This window comes from Pantoea allii (assembly GCF_046529425.1).
Lineage (GTDB): Bacteria > Pseudomonadota > Gammaproteobacteria > Enterobacterales > Enterobacteriaceae > Pantoea > Pantoea allii.
In genome coordinates this window covers 650,587-667,687 of sequence record NZ_CP125958.1, presented here as the reverse complement: position 1 = coordinate 667,687, position 17,101 = coordinate 650,587, and the positions used below count along the sequence as shown (strand labels likewise).

Below are 17,101 nucleotides of genomic sequence, written 5' to 3'. Positions count from 1 at the left end.
TAAATGTTTGCATCGTTGATAACTGATAAATTCATTAAAGAAAATAAAAAGAGACAGAAATCCAAATCACGCCTATTATTCAGCGAGAAAAAAAAACTATTTTAATTTTCCTTTCGCTGAATCTGGCCTTGTTCCGGTGCTTTTTATCCGCCACTTTTTCTTTTTAATTTCGCGCCGTGAGCAATCCGGGGCGGAGGACACACATGCTTATGAATCTCGACGGTGATCATGAACGCCGCACTCGTGCCCTTGAGGCCCTTCGCTACCCCGATGAAAGTCGGGATGATGTGCTGAGAAAATTTGTCAGGCTTGCCAGTCAGGCACTGAGCATTCCCGGAAGCTTTATTTCGGTTATTGATGATGAATTTCAGTATATTCGTGCTGCGCACAATTTTAAGCTGGAGCGTTCCTCCCGCGAGGATTCGCTATGTCGCTATGCTGTGGACAGCGATTCTCCGGTGGTTGTGCCGGATACGTACCTCGACAGCCGATTCGCGCAACATCCCCTGATCATTGGTGCGCCCTTTATTCGTTTTTATGCGGGTGTGCCGCTTAAAAACCGCGACGGCATCAATTTGGGCACGCTGTGCGTGACAGATATTCAGCCTCATCCTTTTACGCCTGCACAAATCACCACGCTGACGCTACTGTCGTCGTTGGTCATGTCTTTTCTGGAAGCATGGCACTCGGCAGGATTTATCGATCCGGTGACAAATCTGCCGAATCGCCAGCGCCTGATCCGCGACATGCATTATCTGACTGCTGCCGGTGACACCACATTGCGTCGCCTGGTGCTGATTGACTGTATTGATATGCCACGCGCCTATGAACTGGCGCGCTCAATGGGCATGAGTCCTGTTGAAAGCCTGCTTAAAGATGTGGCGACGCTGCTGCCATTGCGGCTGCGCCCCGCTGCCAGCGATATTCTTTATACCGTTGCAACCGGACGATTTGCCGTGTTGACCCGTGCGGACAGCCGCATCAGTGCAAACTGGGTGGCCTGCCAGATGGAGGGCATCAGTGCGGACCTGGGGGAAGGCTTGTCGGTGGCGCTGAGTACCCATACCGGTGAAGTCGATTTCGTCTCCGGTATCTTTCCTCCCCAGGAAACGTTACGTCAGGCGGTCAGTGCCTTGCACGAAGCGATCGATCGCGGATTACCCTCTTTGCGCTTTAGCGAAGCCACAGACAGCAGGCGTACCCAGGACTTCACGCTGGTGAACGATCTGGCGAGAGCGCTTCGGGAAAATAATGGGCTGTATCTGGTTTACCAGCCCAAAATTTGCCTGCAAAGCGGCAAACCTATCGGGCTTGAGGCGCTGATTCGCTGGCGCCATCCTGTGCAAGGTGAACTCGCACCCGCGACGTTTATCCCGCTTGCCGAGCAGACGGAGATCCTTACGGCCCTTACCACATGGGTGATAGATAGCGTGATCGCGCGTCTGAAACGTCTGCGGAACAGCTGCATCCAGCTGCCAATTACGATTAACGTGAGTGAGCGTGATTTCTCGATTGATGGCTTTGCAGACGTGCTGGAAGAGAAGATGCTGAGGGCAAAACTGCCGACCTCGCTGTTGGGGATCGAATGCCTTGAAACAGAACGCATCGTGGAGAGCCCTTCCGCTATGCGCGGGCTTGAAATGCTGAAACTGCGCGGCTTCGGCATTTCCCTTGATGATTTCGGCACGGGCTACAGCAATATCAGCTATCTTCGCCGTATGCCGCTGGATGTGATTAAGCTGGACCGGTCACTGATCAGTGAGCTGTCGTCGGATACGGCTTCACGCATCATCGCCCGCAATATTATCGCAATGCTTAAAGAGCTGGATTATGTGGTGTTGGCCGAAGGCGTGGAATGCGTCGATACCGTCGAGGCATTGACGGAATATGGCTGCGACCAGGCGCAGGGCTTTTTCTACTCCCGACCGCTGGCAGACAGCGAACTGGATCACTGGCTGCACTGGAAAATGCGTGAGATGTGCTGAGAGACCGCATCCGGGGTCAGACAGCAGGATAGCGAGAAATATCGCCTTCGTGGCTGACCATCACCCGGTTACGGCCATCATCTTTGGCCGCATATAACGCTTCATCTGCCCGCCTTAACAACGACTCTTTATCATCCGTGTCGCTCAGCGTTGCCACGCCGAGAGAGACGGTCATCGCGCTGATAAACGGAAATGACGTCATACTGACGGCCTCACGGATACGTTCTGCCATGGCAGCCGCATCGCTCAGTGCAGTGCCGGGAAGCAGCAAAATAAACTCTTCGCCGCCAAAGCGGCTCACCACATCCAGCGTGCGGCATCGCTTACGCAGCAGGCCTGCCAGGCTTACTAAAACCTCATCCCCGGCATCATGCCCGTAGCGATCGTTGATCTTTTTAAAGTGATCGATATCGATCGCGATGGCGCTCTGCACCCGCTCCTCACTGTGCTGTTCCGCCTGGACATAAAAGCCACGACGGTTATTCAGTCCGGTCAGCGGATCGGTCATGGCTTTATCATTCAGATCGGCAACGTGCCCAGCAACGGCCTGACGGTGTTGCTGAACCGCCTCTCTTAACCTGTCCGCTTCGTTATACCAGGTGTTGACCGATGACAGCAGTTCCGGGCTGGCATCGCTGCCGCCCTCGCGAACCATACCGGCCAGTTTTTCCAGCGGATAAGAGATACGCGCCGCCAGAAAAGCCATGCAGCTCGCCGTGAGGACGATGATGCCCAGGATAAACCAGAACGCGTTTCTGGCCGTATGTATCATCAGGCTACTCACGGTTTCTGACGTACCGGACATAAAGATATTCCAGTCGGTTTTTTGCAGGCTGGCGTAGCCAATAAGGTATTTTTTGCCTGCGTCCTCAATCATAAACTGACCATTTGAGGTTGAAGCCAGTCGTTTTTGCAGTTGCGGACTCAATGCCATTCGGGTGCCAACCAGGGCAGGATCGTGACTGAAAATAACGAAACCGTCATCACTGACAATACTCACCGAGGTGCCATCACCGTAATAATGCTGGCTCAGGACGTCACTCAACATGCTCTGTTTTTTCAGGTAAATGGTGCCACAGATTAAACCGAGATAACGCCCATCTGTCGAAAACAGGGGCTGGGAAAGCAGCACGACGTAATTTCCCGAAGGAGAATTAAAGGGTGAGGAAATAAAGGGTTTCCGGGCCGCGATCGCCTGCTCTGTCTCTGGGGTATCCACCTTTACGCCCACCAGACTCAGGCTTTCAGGTGAAACAGAGGCGATGACGGCATGACGATCCAACACCGCCACCGAATTGAAAAAACCGGACTGCTGGAATAAACGCGTCGTTTCGCGATGCAGCTTGCCGACATCATTAAGATCGACGATCTGACTGGCACTCCATGCCAGCTCGCGCTGGGCAATGGTCAGGTAATGATCGGTTGTATCCGCCAGCTTACGCGCATAGGCGATATTGCTGTCGAGCAGTGACTCTTCGATATTATTCTTCTGAAACAGAAACAACGCGCCCAGCAGCAGACCTGACGTCAGTATGACGCTTCCGATGGATAGTCCGGTAAGGAGCGTTCTTAGATATATTTTTCTGCGATACATATCGGGTTGCGCTGAGAGTGAGTTAAACAAATTTTAACCGCCTCTGCGCCAGACAAACGCGAGAATAAACGCCAGATTACTTGTCTTTAGTGCTGAATGACGTTACGCATTGCTGTAAAAGCAGCCTGATACTCTTTTTTTTGTGTCGTGCAGCATTTCCGCGTCGTGAAGGTGTAATCTGGGCCAGCGGTTACCCAGGCTTTTGGGGGATTATCGTTGCCAGATGTCCTAACCCGATAACCTCTCTGGCGACGTCTCATTCCCCTTATTGATAACCGGAATCATCCGATCACCGCACGGTTGCCTGTGGTTTTCTATGCGCTAATAATGTTCAACACGTAAAACAGACCCCGAGGAAGACCATGATGAAAAGCGCTGTTCTTAGCATGCTGGCCAAGATTTCAAAAATGGATGCCGAAACTAAAGAACTGGTTGCTCAGACAGAAGCGCAGTCACTGTTGCTCAGCGCGTTGACGCTGACCGTTGGCAAAAGTGGCGGTGTTGAAGAGCTGATTTCGGCGATCAGTCAGGCAATTAATACCGTTCTGGAGTCCTCTGACGGGCTGATTAAATCTGATGCGGAGCTTCTGCTGACCAAATTTCAGGAACAGCTCACGCTGACGCGTCTGGTCGATGAAGAGTCAAAAGAGTTTCTGAAAGGCGTGTCCCATAAGTCTCCTTCCTCCGTCTCGAATAATGAAAAAATTACCGACTGCTAGCCACGTCTCCTGACGGCGAGGCGTTAAGCGCGTCTGTCTGTTTTTTATTGTGACGCACGTGGTATGGTATTTATTTGCCTCTACGTGGACAAGGTTTGATGAAAAAACAGCGAGTTGGCATTGTGTTCGGTGGGAAATCGTCTGAGCATGAAGTGTCATTGCAGTCGGCTAAAAATATTGTTGATGCCATAGATAAAACCCGGTTTGAGGTTGTGCTGCTGGGTATAGATAAGCAAGGCCAGTGGCATCTTAACGATGCCTCAAACTTTCTGCTAAATGCTGAAAATCCCTCGCTGATTGCCCTGAATCGCACCGCAAAACACGTTGCACTCATCCCCGGTGAACCTCAACATCCACTGATTTCCCGTGATAATGCCCATCCCCTGTCCCAACTTGACGTTATTTTTCCGGTGGTCCACGGGACGCAAGGTGAAGATGGCTCGCTGCAGGGATTGCTGCGGATGGCCTCGCTGCCCTTCGTCGGCTCGGACGTGTTGGGTTCTGCCGTCAGCATGGATAAAGACGTCACCAAACGCCTGCTGCGGGATGCCGGTCTAAAGGTTGCGCCCTGGCTGAGCGTGACGCAGTCACAGAGGCATCATCTGGACACCGAGGCTGTCATCGAACGCTTTGGGTTGCCGCTGTTTATCAAGCCAGCCAATCAGGGATCGTCCGTGGGCGTCAGTAAGGTTGATACGGCGGCAGAGTTACTCCCGGCCCTGGAACTGGCCTTTACTTTTGATCGTAAAGTTTTGATAGAGAAAGGGATTAAAGGTCGCGAGATCGAATGCGCAGTGCTGGGCAATGACAAGCCAGAAGCCAGCCCCTGTGGCGAAGTGGTGGTAAAGGATGCTTTTTATTCTTACGACACCAAATACATCAGCGAAACCGGCGCACAAACGGTGATACCGGCTGACATTCCTGCTGCTGTAGATGATGCGATTCGTCAGGTGGCCCTCACCGCCTTCACCGCGCTGGAGTGTTTTGGTATGGCGCGCGTTGACGTGTTCTACACCGATGACGGTGAGATTATCGTCAATGAGGTGAATACCTTACCCGGTTTCACCAATATCAGCATGTATCCAAAACTGTGGCAGGCGGCGGGCCTGAGCTACCAGGATCTGATCACCCGTCTGATTGAGCTGGCGCTGGAACGCCATCAACAAGGCGCAGCGCTGAAAACCACCGTCAATTAATCGTCTCCAGCGGCGTCTGCTCAGGCAACGTCGCTGGTAACTTCGCTTTGCGTATTGCAGGGGGACGTCTGATTGCGGCCATTTCGCTTAGAGATATAGAGGTTTTTATCCGCGGCGGATATCAGGCGGTTGACCGTCTCGGCCCAGGCGTTACCCGGTTGTGCCTGGCCGTTTGCCAGCCCCAGGCTGACGGTGACGGTGACCGCGTTGCCGTGCAGTAAAAATTTCTCTTTGACGATGCTCTGGCGAATCCCCTCGGCCAGCGAATAAATCATTTCTGGCGACAGGTCGAACTGCACAATCACAAACTCTTCCCCCCCAAAACGACAGATATGGCCGTGATTACCCACTAATGGCGAAATACGCCGGGCGATCTCTTCAAGGACACGGTCACCGGCATCATGACCAAAATTGTCGTTGACCGATTTAAAATAATCCACATCCAGCAGGATGACGCCCACCTTACGTTGCTCAAAGAAGGGTTCATTGCGCAGATGTTCATACAGCCCCGAACGCGACAGGAGCTGGGTGAGAAAATCGTAGTCAGCACGCAGCGCCAGACGTTCATTGAGCTGGCGAATCGCATCCATGCTCACCGCCACGATTAACGGGCTCATGACGATAGTGGCCACGCCCAGACGCGCTGAGGTCAGGTGGCTGATCGGCAGCAGGTTGGCATCGCCCTGAATGTTCATGACGCCGTGCGACACTAACACGATTTGGCTAATGCCGGTTATCAGCGTGATCAGCGTGGTCAGGGGAACCGGTAAGACAATGGCGCACCAGATTAATGCGGGCACCGGGAGCGTGAGGCTGCCCGCGCCGCCCATTAATGCCCCCGTGATCAGGGACAACACCACGGCGATTAACGGGACAAGTTTGCCCAGTTGCAGCAAGCGCCTTGAGAACATGACGCGCCAGTGTGACGTTAACAGAAACGGCAGCAGCATTAACGCCGTGGAAAACTGCTCGCTGAACCAGTTCATCCACGCGTCAGCAAAGGCCGCGTTAATGCTGCCTACCTGCGCCAGTCCTCCCCAGGTGGCGCAACCGAGCGCCGCCAACAAACAGGCAGGGAAAATACGCAGTGCGTTAGATATACGCTCACTGCTGGAATCATGCTGATACTGCCGCCCCATCACCATCACGCAAATGATGATAAACAGGATATTGGCCACATTCAGCGTGAAGGCCGGTAACGCCCAGCCCGAAAACACCGCGTCGTTAAATACCATGGCGCTGTAGCACACCAGATAAAAACGGGCTCGATGAAGAAAGGGATAGCGAAGCATCATCCCGGCGATGAAGGCATTCACCGGCCAGAACAGGGATAAGTCATGGGGAAAACGCAGATGTCCGCCGACAAAACAGAACATCAGAGTAATCATAAACAGCCAGAGGGCACTCTTTTTAGTATTGTGCTCTTCAAACAGCTTAACGCGCATACGTCTGGACCTTGTCACAAAGAGGCTTACCATCACGCCGCTCACGGGGTATATGGCGTTATGATCATTTAACCCTGATTCTTGTCTGCGCCATTCAGAGAAAAGCACCCGTAAATGCGCGAACGTTACGGGTTTAACACCCGATACGAGATATAAACATACTGGCAGACATCCTTGCTCATTATGTCTTACAAATAAAAAAATCGGATATCCGAGATATCCGATTTTTAAAAAAAACGACCTGGCTGTTGAGGTCTGCGTGACTATTTAACCGCCACGGGCCACTGACTCAGGCGGATTCCCCGTTTATCAGCATTATCACCAAAATCCTTCAGCACGGCCTTAACATCCGGATCGATGTATTCTGCATTATCGTTATCTACGATTACCACGCTATTTTCGGGTATTTCATCCAGCAAGCCCTGCAGTTTAGGATTGTGCATAAAAGTCAGGTTTTGCTGGAAACGCAAAACGTAGTGGTCGTCGTAACGCGTAAGCTGCAGCGCATTGCGGTGACTCTTGTAGATGCTATAGAGAATCTGTGTCGCAATACCAATCCCAATCCCGACCAGCATGCCCAGCGTGATGATCCCGATAATCGTTGCCAGGAAAGGCACGTACTGCTGTGCTCCCATACGGAACTGCTCGATAAACAGGCGCGGCGCGGCCAGTTTATAGCCGGTGTACAACAGCACCGCCGCCAGGCTGGCCAACGGAATGGCATTCAGCATTTCACTAAACCACATCCCACAAATCAGCAGCATGACACCGTGCAGCAAGATAGAGAGTTTGGTTTGTGCGCCAGCGTTGACGTTGGCTGAACTCCGGACGATGACCGCCGTAATCGGCATAGCCCCAAGGAAGCCCGCCGTCAGGTTACCGATCCCCTGCGCAAACATCTCTCTGTTTGGCGAGGGCGCAGGGTTTTGCGGGCGTAGCTTTTTCAGGGCTTCCTGGCTAAGCAGGGTTTCCAGACTGGCCACCAGCGCCAGGGTCAGGGCAACGATCCAGACCTGCGGATTCTGCCATGCCATCCAGTCCGGGGTTTCCAGCTCCGCCATCATGGCGGAAACGCTGTCAAACGCGGGCAATGAAATGCGCGGTAAAGCGCCGGTGAGCTCAGGGAACAAACGTGCGCCAGCGACCGTGACCACACAGCCAAACAGCACGGCGAATAAGGGCCCGGGTATCCACGCCAGCGCCTTAATGCGCTTAATGGGGCCGGTTGTCCATATAAACAAAATGAACAAGCCCACTAACGACACCAGCAGCGCCGACAGTGAGAACGTCATTTCCCCGTTCACCAGCGACACTAACTTCACGCTGCCGCCCGCCCCCAGCGCCACCGGTATCTGCTGCATAATCAGCAGTAAACCAATCGCGGCCAGCATGCCTTTGATAACGCTACCCGGCACTAACGCGATGAAGCGTCCAGCGCGCAACAGACCAAACAGGCACTGTAACAGTCCGGCGATAATCAGGGCGGTCAGGAACGAGGAGAAGCTGCCCAGGGTCGCCATAGACGCGACGACGATGGTGACCAGTCCTGCGGCCGGTCCGCTGACGGCGAAACGTGAAGGACTGAGGGAGGTAACGAGTATTCCGCCAATAACGCCCGTTAATAAACCGGCGAAAGGCGGCAGCCCGCTGGCCTGTGCAATACCCAGGCAGAGCGGCAGTGCGACCAGAAACACAACAAGCCCTGCCGGCACATCGCGGCGTAAGGTATCCAGATTCATGGTGAAGACTCCTCTGCAGATTGCTGAATCAACTCTTTCAGATGACCCGATTGCAGGTCGTAAACACAGCCAAACACGTCAAGTTCCTGACCAGACTGCCAGGCCTGCCGTACCGGTTCTGTTGCCACCAGGTTGGCGAACTGCACCAGAACATTCGCTTCAACCAGACGATTAAGCGTCTCGCTCTCCGTCTCCTGCCCGGCTTCGTGGCTAAGATGGCGTTCTAATCCACTACGCAGAAAGGCAATACGCCGGGCCAGAGCGGAGTCCTCAGTGGCTAACGGGCTGCCCGGCAGGGCTAAGGCAGCCTGAACGCCACCGCAGCCGTAATGACCACTCAACACGATTCGTTTTACCCCAAGGTAAAAAACGGCATATTGCAGCACGCTCAGCAGGTTATCGTCCTCTGCCACGACCATATTGGCGATATTACGATGAACAAACAGTTCGCCGGGATGCGATCCCGTTAATACCTCCGCTGGCACCCGGCTGTCTGAACAACCTATCCATAATGAGTGCGGTTTTTGCTGATATAAGGATTTTTCAAAATAGGCGGGGTTACGCTGGCGGCGCTGTAATGCCCAACTGCGATTTTTCGCTAATAAGGGTTTAAGTGTCGTCACAATCATCTTCTCTCTACGACCGGGAATATCACTTCCTGGCTGACCACGGAGTGAACCCGCTCACTGAATCGCCGCGAACGGGTTACGAAATCTGAAGCTCATCACATTAATAGGTTATAGCGGCTTATGATTGCTAATGCACACAGAATATTTTATGCCAGAAACATCCGGCGCTATATGTCAGTATTTGTTCAATAAACGTCATGATCACGTAAATTACCTTAAGAGGTCATACCACATACACATTAAATTACTTTAATTATTTTATATAAAAATCATATAATTAAAAATAAAGCCGAAAAATGAAAACTGACAAATAAATACAAAACCGTTGACGTTAGTCAGATGGATAAAACAGAAACAAGGCGAAATGCCAGGATTACTCTTAAATGCAGAATTTATGAATAGCACGATCAACCGCCTTTATTCTGTATAAGCAGTTAATCGAACTTTGTTAAGGGTGAAATTAAAGCAAGAGATGGTTAATTTAATTTGCGTGAAAATAATGACGGCGGTAAGTAAATAATCTCAGCGGCGTGAAAGAGCCTGCCCACGGCAGGCTCATCATATTGACACTTTATTTACCGTTCCAGGCCCTCAGCCGCGCTTCACGGACGGAAAGCTGCTGTTCAGGCGTCAGCTTATTGTAATTTTCTGCCATGCCGCTCTCCCAGTCACCGTAAAGTGGGTTTGGCAACACAATGAACTGGGTGCCAAATCGCGCATGATTATTTTCGACAAACCCCTGACGCTGCGCGTTACCCTGATGCCAGGTCGCCCCGCCAAAATCATTCAGGTTGTCACCGATATACAACACGACGTTGTAGCCGGCGTTTTTAATCGCATCGAAGCGTGCCTGTTTGTTTGAAGAGTCGGTTTTCAGGCTCACCGTTTTTTCACTGACACCGCTGAAGCCAAGCTGCTGAAGGTTGGCCACTGTGGCAGCGTAATCTTTCTGGTCGCGGTTGGAGACATAGAATACGGTGCCGCCATGACTGTTAACATAGCGGGCAAACTCTACCGCACCAGGCACGGCTTTGGCCTGGCGCGCCTGCGTCCAGGCCGACCAGGTTTTATCGCTGAAAGGCTGTCCATTCTTCGCCTGCCATGCGCTGTAGGCGCTGTTATCCAGCATGGTTTCATCTAAATCGACAATCACCGCTTTGGGCTTGCCCACCAGCGAAGCCGACTGATCAAAGGCCAGACGTGCACTGTTAAACGCCTGCCAACTGAGCGCCTGATATTCACCGGACTGCTGGAACCAGTTTAACGCCAGCACCGATTGCTGCCCCAGTTGCTGTTGTGCCTGCTGCTGGGAAGGGTGTGCACAGCCCGCAAGCGCCAGCGCAACCACGGCCGACAGCGCGAAATTCACTGAATTTTTCATCGATTCATCCTAAGGTGTGAAAGATTTGAGTGGGTAACGCTTCAAAAATGTATCAGTTAACGTAAGCTGATGGCAGCAGATTGCACGCTGTCCTGACAGGAGAAGAGGATGTCCGCCATGCCGCGTTCGCCGTTACTTGATGCACTCGACTGGGTCGATTATGCTTTTCAGCCCGCTGGCGCGCCGCCGCCTGAGGATGCGGCCTACGGTCATCAACGCCACAGCGCCGTTGTGTTAACCGACATCCATAATATCCCACCTAAACGTTGCGAATCAGATGGCGTGATTGCCACGGGTCATCGGCCGGTAGCGGTGTACACCGCGGACTGTTTACCCGTGCTGTTCGCCGACAGCCAACAGCAACAGGTCGCCGCCGTTCATGCTGGCCTGCAAGGCACGCTGGCGGGCGTACTCTATCGCGCCGTGGAACAACTTTGCGCACGCGGTGCCACGCCGCAGAGCCTGACGGTTGCGATTGGCCCAGCGCTGGCACCCTGCTGTTTCGAGCTGGATCGCCAGCGACTGGCAGACATTGCGCAGTTACCCGGTATTCCCCTGCCGCTGCGCTATTATCATCAACAGCCGCATAATCCTCAGGCACAGCGCCCCCAGGCCCTGGCCACCCGAGAAGGTGTCTGGTTCGATTTACCGCATCTGGCTAAACAGATGCTGACCGATGCCGGGGTTCCGGCGGGGCAAATTGACCAGATTGACCAGTGCACCTACTGCACAACAGAGTCGGGGTCCAGTTATCGCTTTAATACGCACCACAGCAGCGGCTATCGTTCGCGCTATTCATGGATTCGTCGACGCTGAATCCAACGTCATCGGTTATACCTGCCCTGCTCCCTCAGCCGACGGTTTGGCACCTGACTGCCCATCGGGTATGGCCGCTTTTATGATGCTTCTCACACCCTGATGCCATTTCACTTTTTTTTAACAAAGAAATGGTTAAAGCTAACTCATCCGACCACTTTATCTGTGAGTGATTATGACTGCGCTGTCCTCCCACTATCCTGCTTTGTTTACCCCGCTCGATCTGGGTTTCACTCAACTCAGAAACCGTTTTTTGATGGGATCAATGCATACGGGCCTTGAAGAGCGTGAAGATGGCGCGGCCAGGCTGGCGGCATTCTATGGCGAGCGGGCACGGGAAGGCGTGGCGCTGATCGTAACGGGCGGCGTGTCACCGAATCCGCAGGGCGTAACCGCCGAACACGGTGCTGTACTGAATGACGACGCACAGTGTGACTGGCACCGACAGATTACCGCAGCGGTGCATCAGCATGGGGGGAAAATCGCCCTGCAGATATTACACACCGGTCGCTACAGCTTTCAGCGCGATCTGGTTGCCCCCTCTGCGATACAGGCCCCCATCAATCGCTTTACCCCGCGTGAACTGAGCGATGCCGAGGTTGAACAGACCATTGCCGATTTCGCCCACTGTGCCCGGCTCGCCCAGAAGGCGGGCTACGATGGTGTGGAAATCATGGGTTCCGAAGGCTATCTGATTAACCAGTTTCTGGTGCAGCATACCAACCAGCGCCATGACCGCTGGGGCGGCGATTTTACCGGGCGCATGCAGTTTGCCCTGGCGATTACCCGCGCGGTACGCGCGGCAACCGGCGACCGCTTTATCATTATCTTCCGGCTGTCGATGCTGGATTTAATTCACCACGGCAGCACGTTAGAAGAGACGCTGCGACTGGCCAGCGAGCTGGAAGGCTGCGGTGTGACGCTGTTTAATACCGGCATCGGCTGGCATGAGGCGCGTATTCCGACCATCGCCACCTGCGTTCCCCGCGCCGCCTTTGCCTGGGTCACGCGTCGTTTGCGTCAGCATGTCGCCGTGCCGGTGGTGGCCACCAACCGCATTAACCATCCGCAGGTCGCCGAGCAACTGTTGCAGGATGGCTGTGCGGACATGGTTTCGATGGCGCGGCCTTTCCTGGCCGATGCCGCCTTTGTCAGCAAGGCGCAACGCGGGGATGACAACAGCATCAACACCTGTATCGCCTGTAATCAAGCCTGTCTGGACCAGATTTTTGCCGGTCATGTCACTTCATGTCTGGTTAACCCGCGCGCCTGCCATGAATCCCTGATGCCGGTGACACCGGCGCAGGCACCTAAACGGCTGGCCGTCGTGGGTGCCGGGCCGGCGGGCATGGCGTTTGCCTTGCAGGCGGCAGAACGGGGACATCAGGTGACACTTTACGATGCCGCGCACGACATCGGCGGGCAGTTTACTATCGCTCGTCAGATCCCCGGCAAAGAAGAGTTCAGCGAAACCCTGCGCTATTTCCGCCATCGTCTGCCCGCGGCGGGCGTGGTGATCAAAACAGGCTGTCGGGTGAATGCCGCGATGTTAGCGGACGCCGATGAAGTCATCCTTGCTACCGGCATAAAACCGCGTACGCCTGAGATTCCCGGCATACATCATCCCAGCGTGCTGAGCTATCTGGATGTGCTGGCAGATAAACAGCCGGTCGGCGCGCGCGTGGCGATTATTGGCGCTGGCGGTATTGGCTTTGATACGGCGGAATACCTGTCACAGCCGCCACAGACGGAAACCCTGGATGATTTTTATCGTGAATGGGGCATCGATCATAGCCTGACGCAGCGTGGTGGTTTGATCCCCCCTGAGCCGCAGCGCTCGCCACGTCAAATCTGGCTGCTCCAGCGCAAGCCAGGCAAACCCGGTGCGACGCTGGCGAAAACCACTGGCTGGATACACCGCAGCAGCCTGCTGGCACGAGGCGTTGAAATGTGGGGCGGTATTGAGTATCTGGCGATTGACGATGAAGGGCTACATATTCATCGTGACGGCGAACGTCTGGTGCTGGCGGTGGATAACGTGATTATCTGCGCCGGTCAGGAGCCGCAACGTGAACTGGAAGCGGCCTTAAGGGAGAGCGGCAAGCCGGTGCAGGTGATTGGCGGGGCCGATGTCGCACAGGAGCTGGATGCTCGCCGGGCAATCGCTCAGGCCACCGCGCTGGCGTTAACGCTTTAGTTAACGCATTTTCACGGCGCGCAGCACCACAAATTTTTTGTTAGAGGCCACCAGCGTGCAGTTGCCAAACAGCTTTTTCAGCTTGTGGTGATAATCAAGATGACGGTTGCCGACAATGCGCAGCTCACCACCATATTGCAGGCAGCGCTTAGCATCGCGGAACATCTGCCAGGCCAGGTGGTCGGTGACGGCGTGCTGCTGGTGGAACGGCGGATTACACAGTACCGCATGCAACGTATCAGACGGATAGCCACTCAGCACATTGTTCACCTGGAACTGGCAGCGCGACAGATCGTCGGGGCGGTTGACCTCAACGTTTAACCGGCTGGACGCCACCGCCATATAAGACTCATCAAGGAAATGCACCTCGGCCTCAGGGTTCTGCGCCAGCGCCATCAGCCCGATCACGCCATTACCACAGCCCAGATCGACGATTTCCCCTTCGATATTTTCCGGCAGATGCTGCATAAACAAGCGCGCACCGATATCCAGGGATGACCGGGAAAATACATTGGCGTGGTTGTGAATCTGATAAGGCGTTCCGTCCAGCGGCCAGACGTGGGTAAGCGATTTCTCGCGCAGTTCTGGCTGGGTGAACTGGCTGTAAATCACGCGCGCTTTTTTTACGGCCAGCGAGGTTTTGGTTTCACCGATAATCTGTTCAAACAGTTGCAGCGTTGAGGTATGAATCTCTTTCGCGCGTCCCGCTGCCAGCACAACGGTTTCAGGGGTAATGACCTGACGCACCGCCCGCAATTGCTGCTCCAGAAGGGCCAGGGTTTTCGGGATTTTGATCAACACCAGTGCCGGGGCGGCAGGAAGGGCCGCCAGGCTGTCGAGGAAATGAACCTCGCTGTCATCCTGTTCATTCAGCCGCAGATTCTGGCGAGTGGCCTGCTGACTCAGCCAGGAGTCACTGATATGCCACACTGGACGTGCATTCAGCGCACAGGTTAATGCGCCGAAGCTGTCGTTAAAAATTAACGCCGGGCCAGACGGCAGGCTTTGCTGCAACAGATATTCATCAGCGGCATCCCAGGCTTGTAACGGACTTTCGTCACGCATCTGCGGGAAACGATGCAGGATCAGTGTGCGATCGTTCAGTTCAAGTTGGCTCATGAATTCTCCGGCGTGGTACACTTTGGTTGATTTTCGCCCCAAAAAGGGGGCGCAGTATACTGTCTTTCGCCGGGAATCTCTAATGTCCTCACTTATCTATCTTCAGGGTTATCCTGAGTCCATCCTTGAACAGGTGCAGACACTCATCGATCGTCAGCGGTTAGGCCCGGTGCTACAACAGCGCTATCCCGATATGCATGACGTAATGAGTGATAAGGCGCTGTACGACTTTACGCTGGCGCTCAAAAACCGCTATATGCGAAATGCCCCGCCGATTAACAAGGTGATATGGGATAACAAGATTAAGGTCATGAAGCATGCGCTGGGCTTGCACACCGCGATATCACGCGTGCAGGGCGGCAACCTGAAGGCCAAAGCCGAGATCCGTATTTCGACGTTTTTCCGCCAGGCACCCGAACCCTTTTTACGGATGATCGTGGTGCATGAGCTGGCGCACCTGAAAGAGAAAAACCACGATAAGGCGTTTTATCAGCTCTGCTGCCATATGGAACCGGACTACCACCAGCTCGAATTTGATGCGCGCCTGTGGATGACCGAGCAGGCGATGCGCGGCAACGCGGCTTAGAGAAACTGCTGGGCTTTCTGAATCAGGCTGGTTTTCGTCAGCGCCCCCATAAAACGGCGCTCCTGCGGATTATTCAATACTGGCAGGCGTTCCAGCGTCACCGCCGCAAAGGCTTCCCATCCTTCCCGTATACTTTGGTTTTGATAGGCCACCGGGAAATCTTCGTCCATGACGCATTCAACCGGTGAGTCCAGGTTAATCTCCTGCGCCAGCACCCGGCGTGAAATTTCATGAATCGACACCACACCAAGAAAAGCCCCTGCCGCATTGATCACATACACATAGCGCTCACGCTTCAGGGAGCTCACCGCCAGCGCCTCTCCTACCGATGCCTCCGGCTGGAGCGCTGCCCCCGGAATAATCAGCTCGGCGATGCGCATATTATCGAAATCATATTTCGCTTCAGAGCGGTTAAAATGGTGAGTAACGACCGGATAGGTACTGGCCATTTGCAGGCGATAAACCACCATTGTTGCCAGCACGGAGGCAATCATGACCGGAAACAGCAAACTGCTGTTGAGCGTCATTTCCAGCACCATCAGCATCGCCATCAAAGGAGCCTGACTCACCGCCGCCAGCACGGCCGCCATGCCCACGGCGGCGAACAGCAAGACGTTGTGAAGGGGAAGATGCAGCGCTACGCCGCCGAGCGCGATAACCATGCCCAGCAGCGCACCGATGAGTAAGGACGGCGTAAACAGCCCGCCCACGGCATTGGAGCCCACAGAGAGGCTGGTCGCCAGCATTTTTAACACCAGCAACAGCAGTAATCCCGACAGCAGATAATGCCCCGCCATCACCTTGACGATCACTTCATAGCCATTGCCCAAAATATCGGTAGAGATCAGCGCCAGCAGGCCCACGGCGAATCCCCCTGCCCCAAGCCGCAACGGCAAAGAAGTGACCCGGCTGAACAGCATTTTAGTACGCGCAATCAGGCGAATCAGAAGCAACCCCGCCAGCCCGGACAGCAAACCAATCAGGACAGTAATCAGCAGGCTGTTGATATCCATGGTGAAGCTGACATCCGCCAGCGGATAAAGCGCATGACGGAACCCCATCGCCCACATGGTCATTACCGCCACGGCCGATGACACCACCAGCGGGATCAGACGCTGCAGCGCCGACATGCCAAAGGCAATCTCCGCCACGAAAATAGCCGACGCCAGCGGCGCATGATAAACCGATGAAAGACCGGCGGCGGCGGCCATGGCAACGACATCACTGTTTTTTAACTGTAATGAGCGGGGCAAGACACGACCGATTATGCTGCCACACAGGGCGGCGAGCTGAACCATCGGGCCTTCTTTACCGATTGAGGCGCCGCTGCCAATACTGGCTATCGACGACAGCGCCCGAAAAAGCGAGGTTTTGGTCGGAACGGCGTCAAGGCGGGCATTAATCACTTCGAGATAGTCCGTTTTTACGGTTTGCTGCTGCTCAATCGCCACCGCATAACGCAGGAAGAATCCCGCCAGCAGGCCGCCAACACCGACCAGAACCGGCCAGAATATCCAGGGCCAGAGATGCAACGACTCGGTGATATCGTTGCTGCGACCAAACAGCAACTGATTGATAAACTCAATGGTTTCACGGAATAACAAGGTGACTAACGACGCCGCACAGCCAACGGGAATGGCAATAAGCAATGTGGTCCAGTTTAGTGCGTGTTTACTTCCTTTCACCTGCGCTCCC

At 54.2% G+C, this 17,101-nt stretch carries 13 protein-coding genes; 6 read left to right on the top strand and 7 right to left on the bottom strand.

The genetic code is table 11. The annotated features are described in order from the left end of the window. The first annotated feature begins 203 nt into the window (after positions 1-203). Positions 204-1,985, top strand: coding sequence for an EAL domain-containing protein (locus tag QNH99_RS03185; RefSeq protein ID WP_109716867.1), 1,782 nt, complete (start codon positions 204-206; stop codon positions 1,983-1,985). 16 nt (positions 1,986-2,001) lie between these two features. Here the strand turns inward: QNH99_RS03185 and QNH99_RS03180 are convergent, their stop codons facing one another. Next, positions 2,002-3,579, bottom strand: a complete 1,578-nt coding sequence (locus QNH99_RS03180) for a diguanylate cyclase (RefSeq protein WP_172898015.1) — start codon at positions 3,577-3,579, stop codon at positions 2,002-2,004. Between the two features lie 365 nt (positions 3,580-3,944). Here QNH99_RS03180 and iraP point away from each other — a divergent pair, with 365 nt between their 5' ends. Together iraP and ddlA are read left to right on the top strand one after the other, a co-directional pair. Beyond that, positions 3,945-4,298 (top strand): anti-adapter protein IraP, encoded by a 354-nt coding sequence (gene iraP, locus QNH99_RS03175; RefSeq protein WP_172898016.1) that lies wholly within the window; start codon positions 3,945-3,947, stop codon positions 4,296-4,298. 98 nt (positions 4,299-4,396) lie between these two features. Then, on the top strand, positions 4,397-5,494 hold the full coding sequence (gene ddlA, locus QNH99_RS03170) for a D-alanine--D-alanine ligase (protein ID WP_063877324.1): 1,098 nt from the start codon (positions 4,397-4,399) through the stop codon (positions 5,492-5,494). A gap of 20 nt (positions 5,495-5,514) precedes the next feature. On the opposite strand, the gene QNH99_RS03165 is transcribed toward ddlA, so the two are convergent. From QNH99_RS03165 to QNH99_RS03150, 4 genes are all read right to left on the bottom strand, one after another. Then, positions 5,515-6,939, bottom strand: coding sequence for a GGDEF domain-containing protein (locus tag QNH99_RS03165; RefSeq protein WP_109716864.1), 1,425 nt, complete (start codon positions 6,937-6,939; stop codon positions 5,515-5,517). Positions 6,940-7,202: 263 nt separating this feature from the next. Beyond that, positions 7,203-8,678, bottom strand: a complete 1,476-nt coding sequence (locus QNH99_RS03160) for a SulP family inorganic anion transporter (RefSeq protein ID WP_283355872.1) — start codon at positions 8,676-8,678, stop codon at positions 7,203-7,205. Further along, positions 8,675-9,307, bottom strand: coding sequence for a carbonic anhydrase (locus QNH99_RS03155; RefSeq protein ID WP_096011205.1), 633 nt, complete (start codon positions 9,305-9,307; stop codon positions 8,675-8,677). The genes QNH99_RS03160 and QNH99_RS03155 overlap by 4 nt, the downstream gene beginning before the upstream one ends. A 571-nt stretch (positions 9,308-9,878) precedes the next feature. Continuing rightward, on the bottom strand, positions 9,879-10,688 hold the full coding sequence (locus QNH99_RS03150) for a 5'-nucleotidase, lipoprotein e(P4) family (RefSeq protein ID WP_063877328.1): 810 nt from the start codon (positions 10,686-10,688) through the stop codon (positions 9,879-9,881). 108 nt (positions 10,689-10,796) lie between these two features. On the opposite strand from QNH99_RS03150, the gene QNH99_RS03145 reads away from it, so the two are divergent. Both QNH99_RS03145 and QNH99_RS03140 read left to right on the top strand, forming a co-directional pair. Next, a complete protein-coding gene (locus QNH99_RS03145) occupies positions 10,797-11,504 on the top strand; it encodes a polyphenol oxidase family protein (protein WP_241568234.1) in 708 nt (235 codons plus the stop codon). A 175-nt stretch (positions 11,505-11,679) separates the two neighbouring features. After that, on the top strand, positions 11,680-13,701 hold the full coding sequence (locus QNH99_RS03140; RefSeq protein ID WP_256853496.1) for an NADPH-dependent 2,4-dienoyl-CoA reductase: 2,022 nt from the start codon (positions 11,680-11,682) through the stop codon (positions 13,699-13,701). Here the strand turns inward: QNH99_RS03140 and rlmG are convergent, their stop codons facing one another. Beyond that, positions 13,702-14,820: a 23S rRNA (guanine(1835)-N(2))-methyltransferase RlmG gene (rlmG, locus tag QNH99_RS03135; RefSeq protein ID WP_096011209.1), complete on the bottom strand. Its 1,119-nt coding sequence runs from the start codon at positions 14,818-14,820 to the stop codon at positions 13,702-13,704. 82 nt (positions 14,821-14,902) lie between these two features. On the opposite strand from rlmG, the gene QNH99_RS03130 reads away from it, so the two are divergent. Next, positions 14,903-15,406: a M48 family metallopeptidase gene (locus QNH99_RS03130; protein ID WP_063877332.1), complete on the top strand. Its 504-nt coding sequence runs from the start codon at positions 14,903-14,905 to the stop codon at positions 15,404-15,406. Here QNH99_RS03130 and QNH99_RS03125 read toward each other — a convergent pair. Then, positions 15,403-17,091 carry a chloride channel protein gene (locus QNH99_RS03125; RefSeq protein WP_096011210.1) on the bottom strand — a complete coding sequence of 563 codons (1,689 nt, stop codon included), beginning with the start codon at positions 17,089-17,091 and terminating at the stop codon, positions 15,403-15,405. The two genes, QNH99_RS03130 and QNH99_RS03125, sit on opposite strands and share 4 nt — an antisense overlap. Positions 17,092-17,101: the final 10 nt, after the last annotated feature.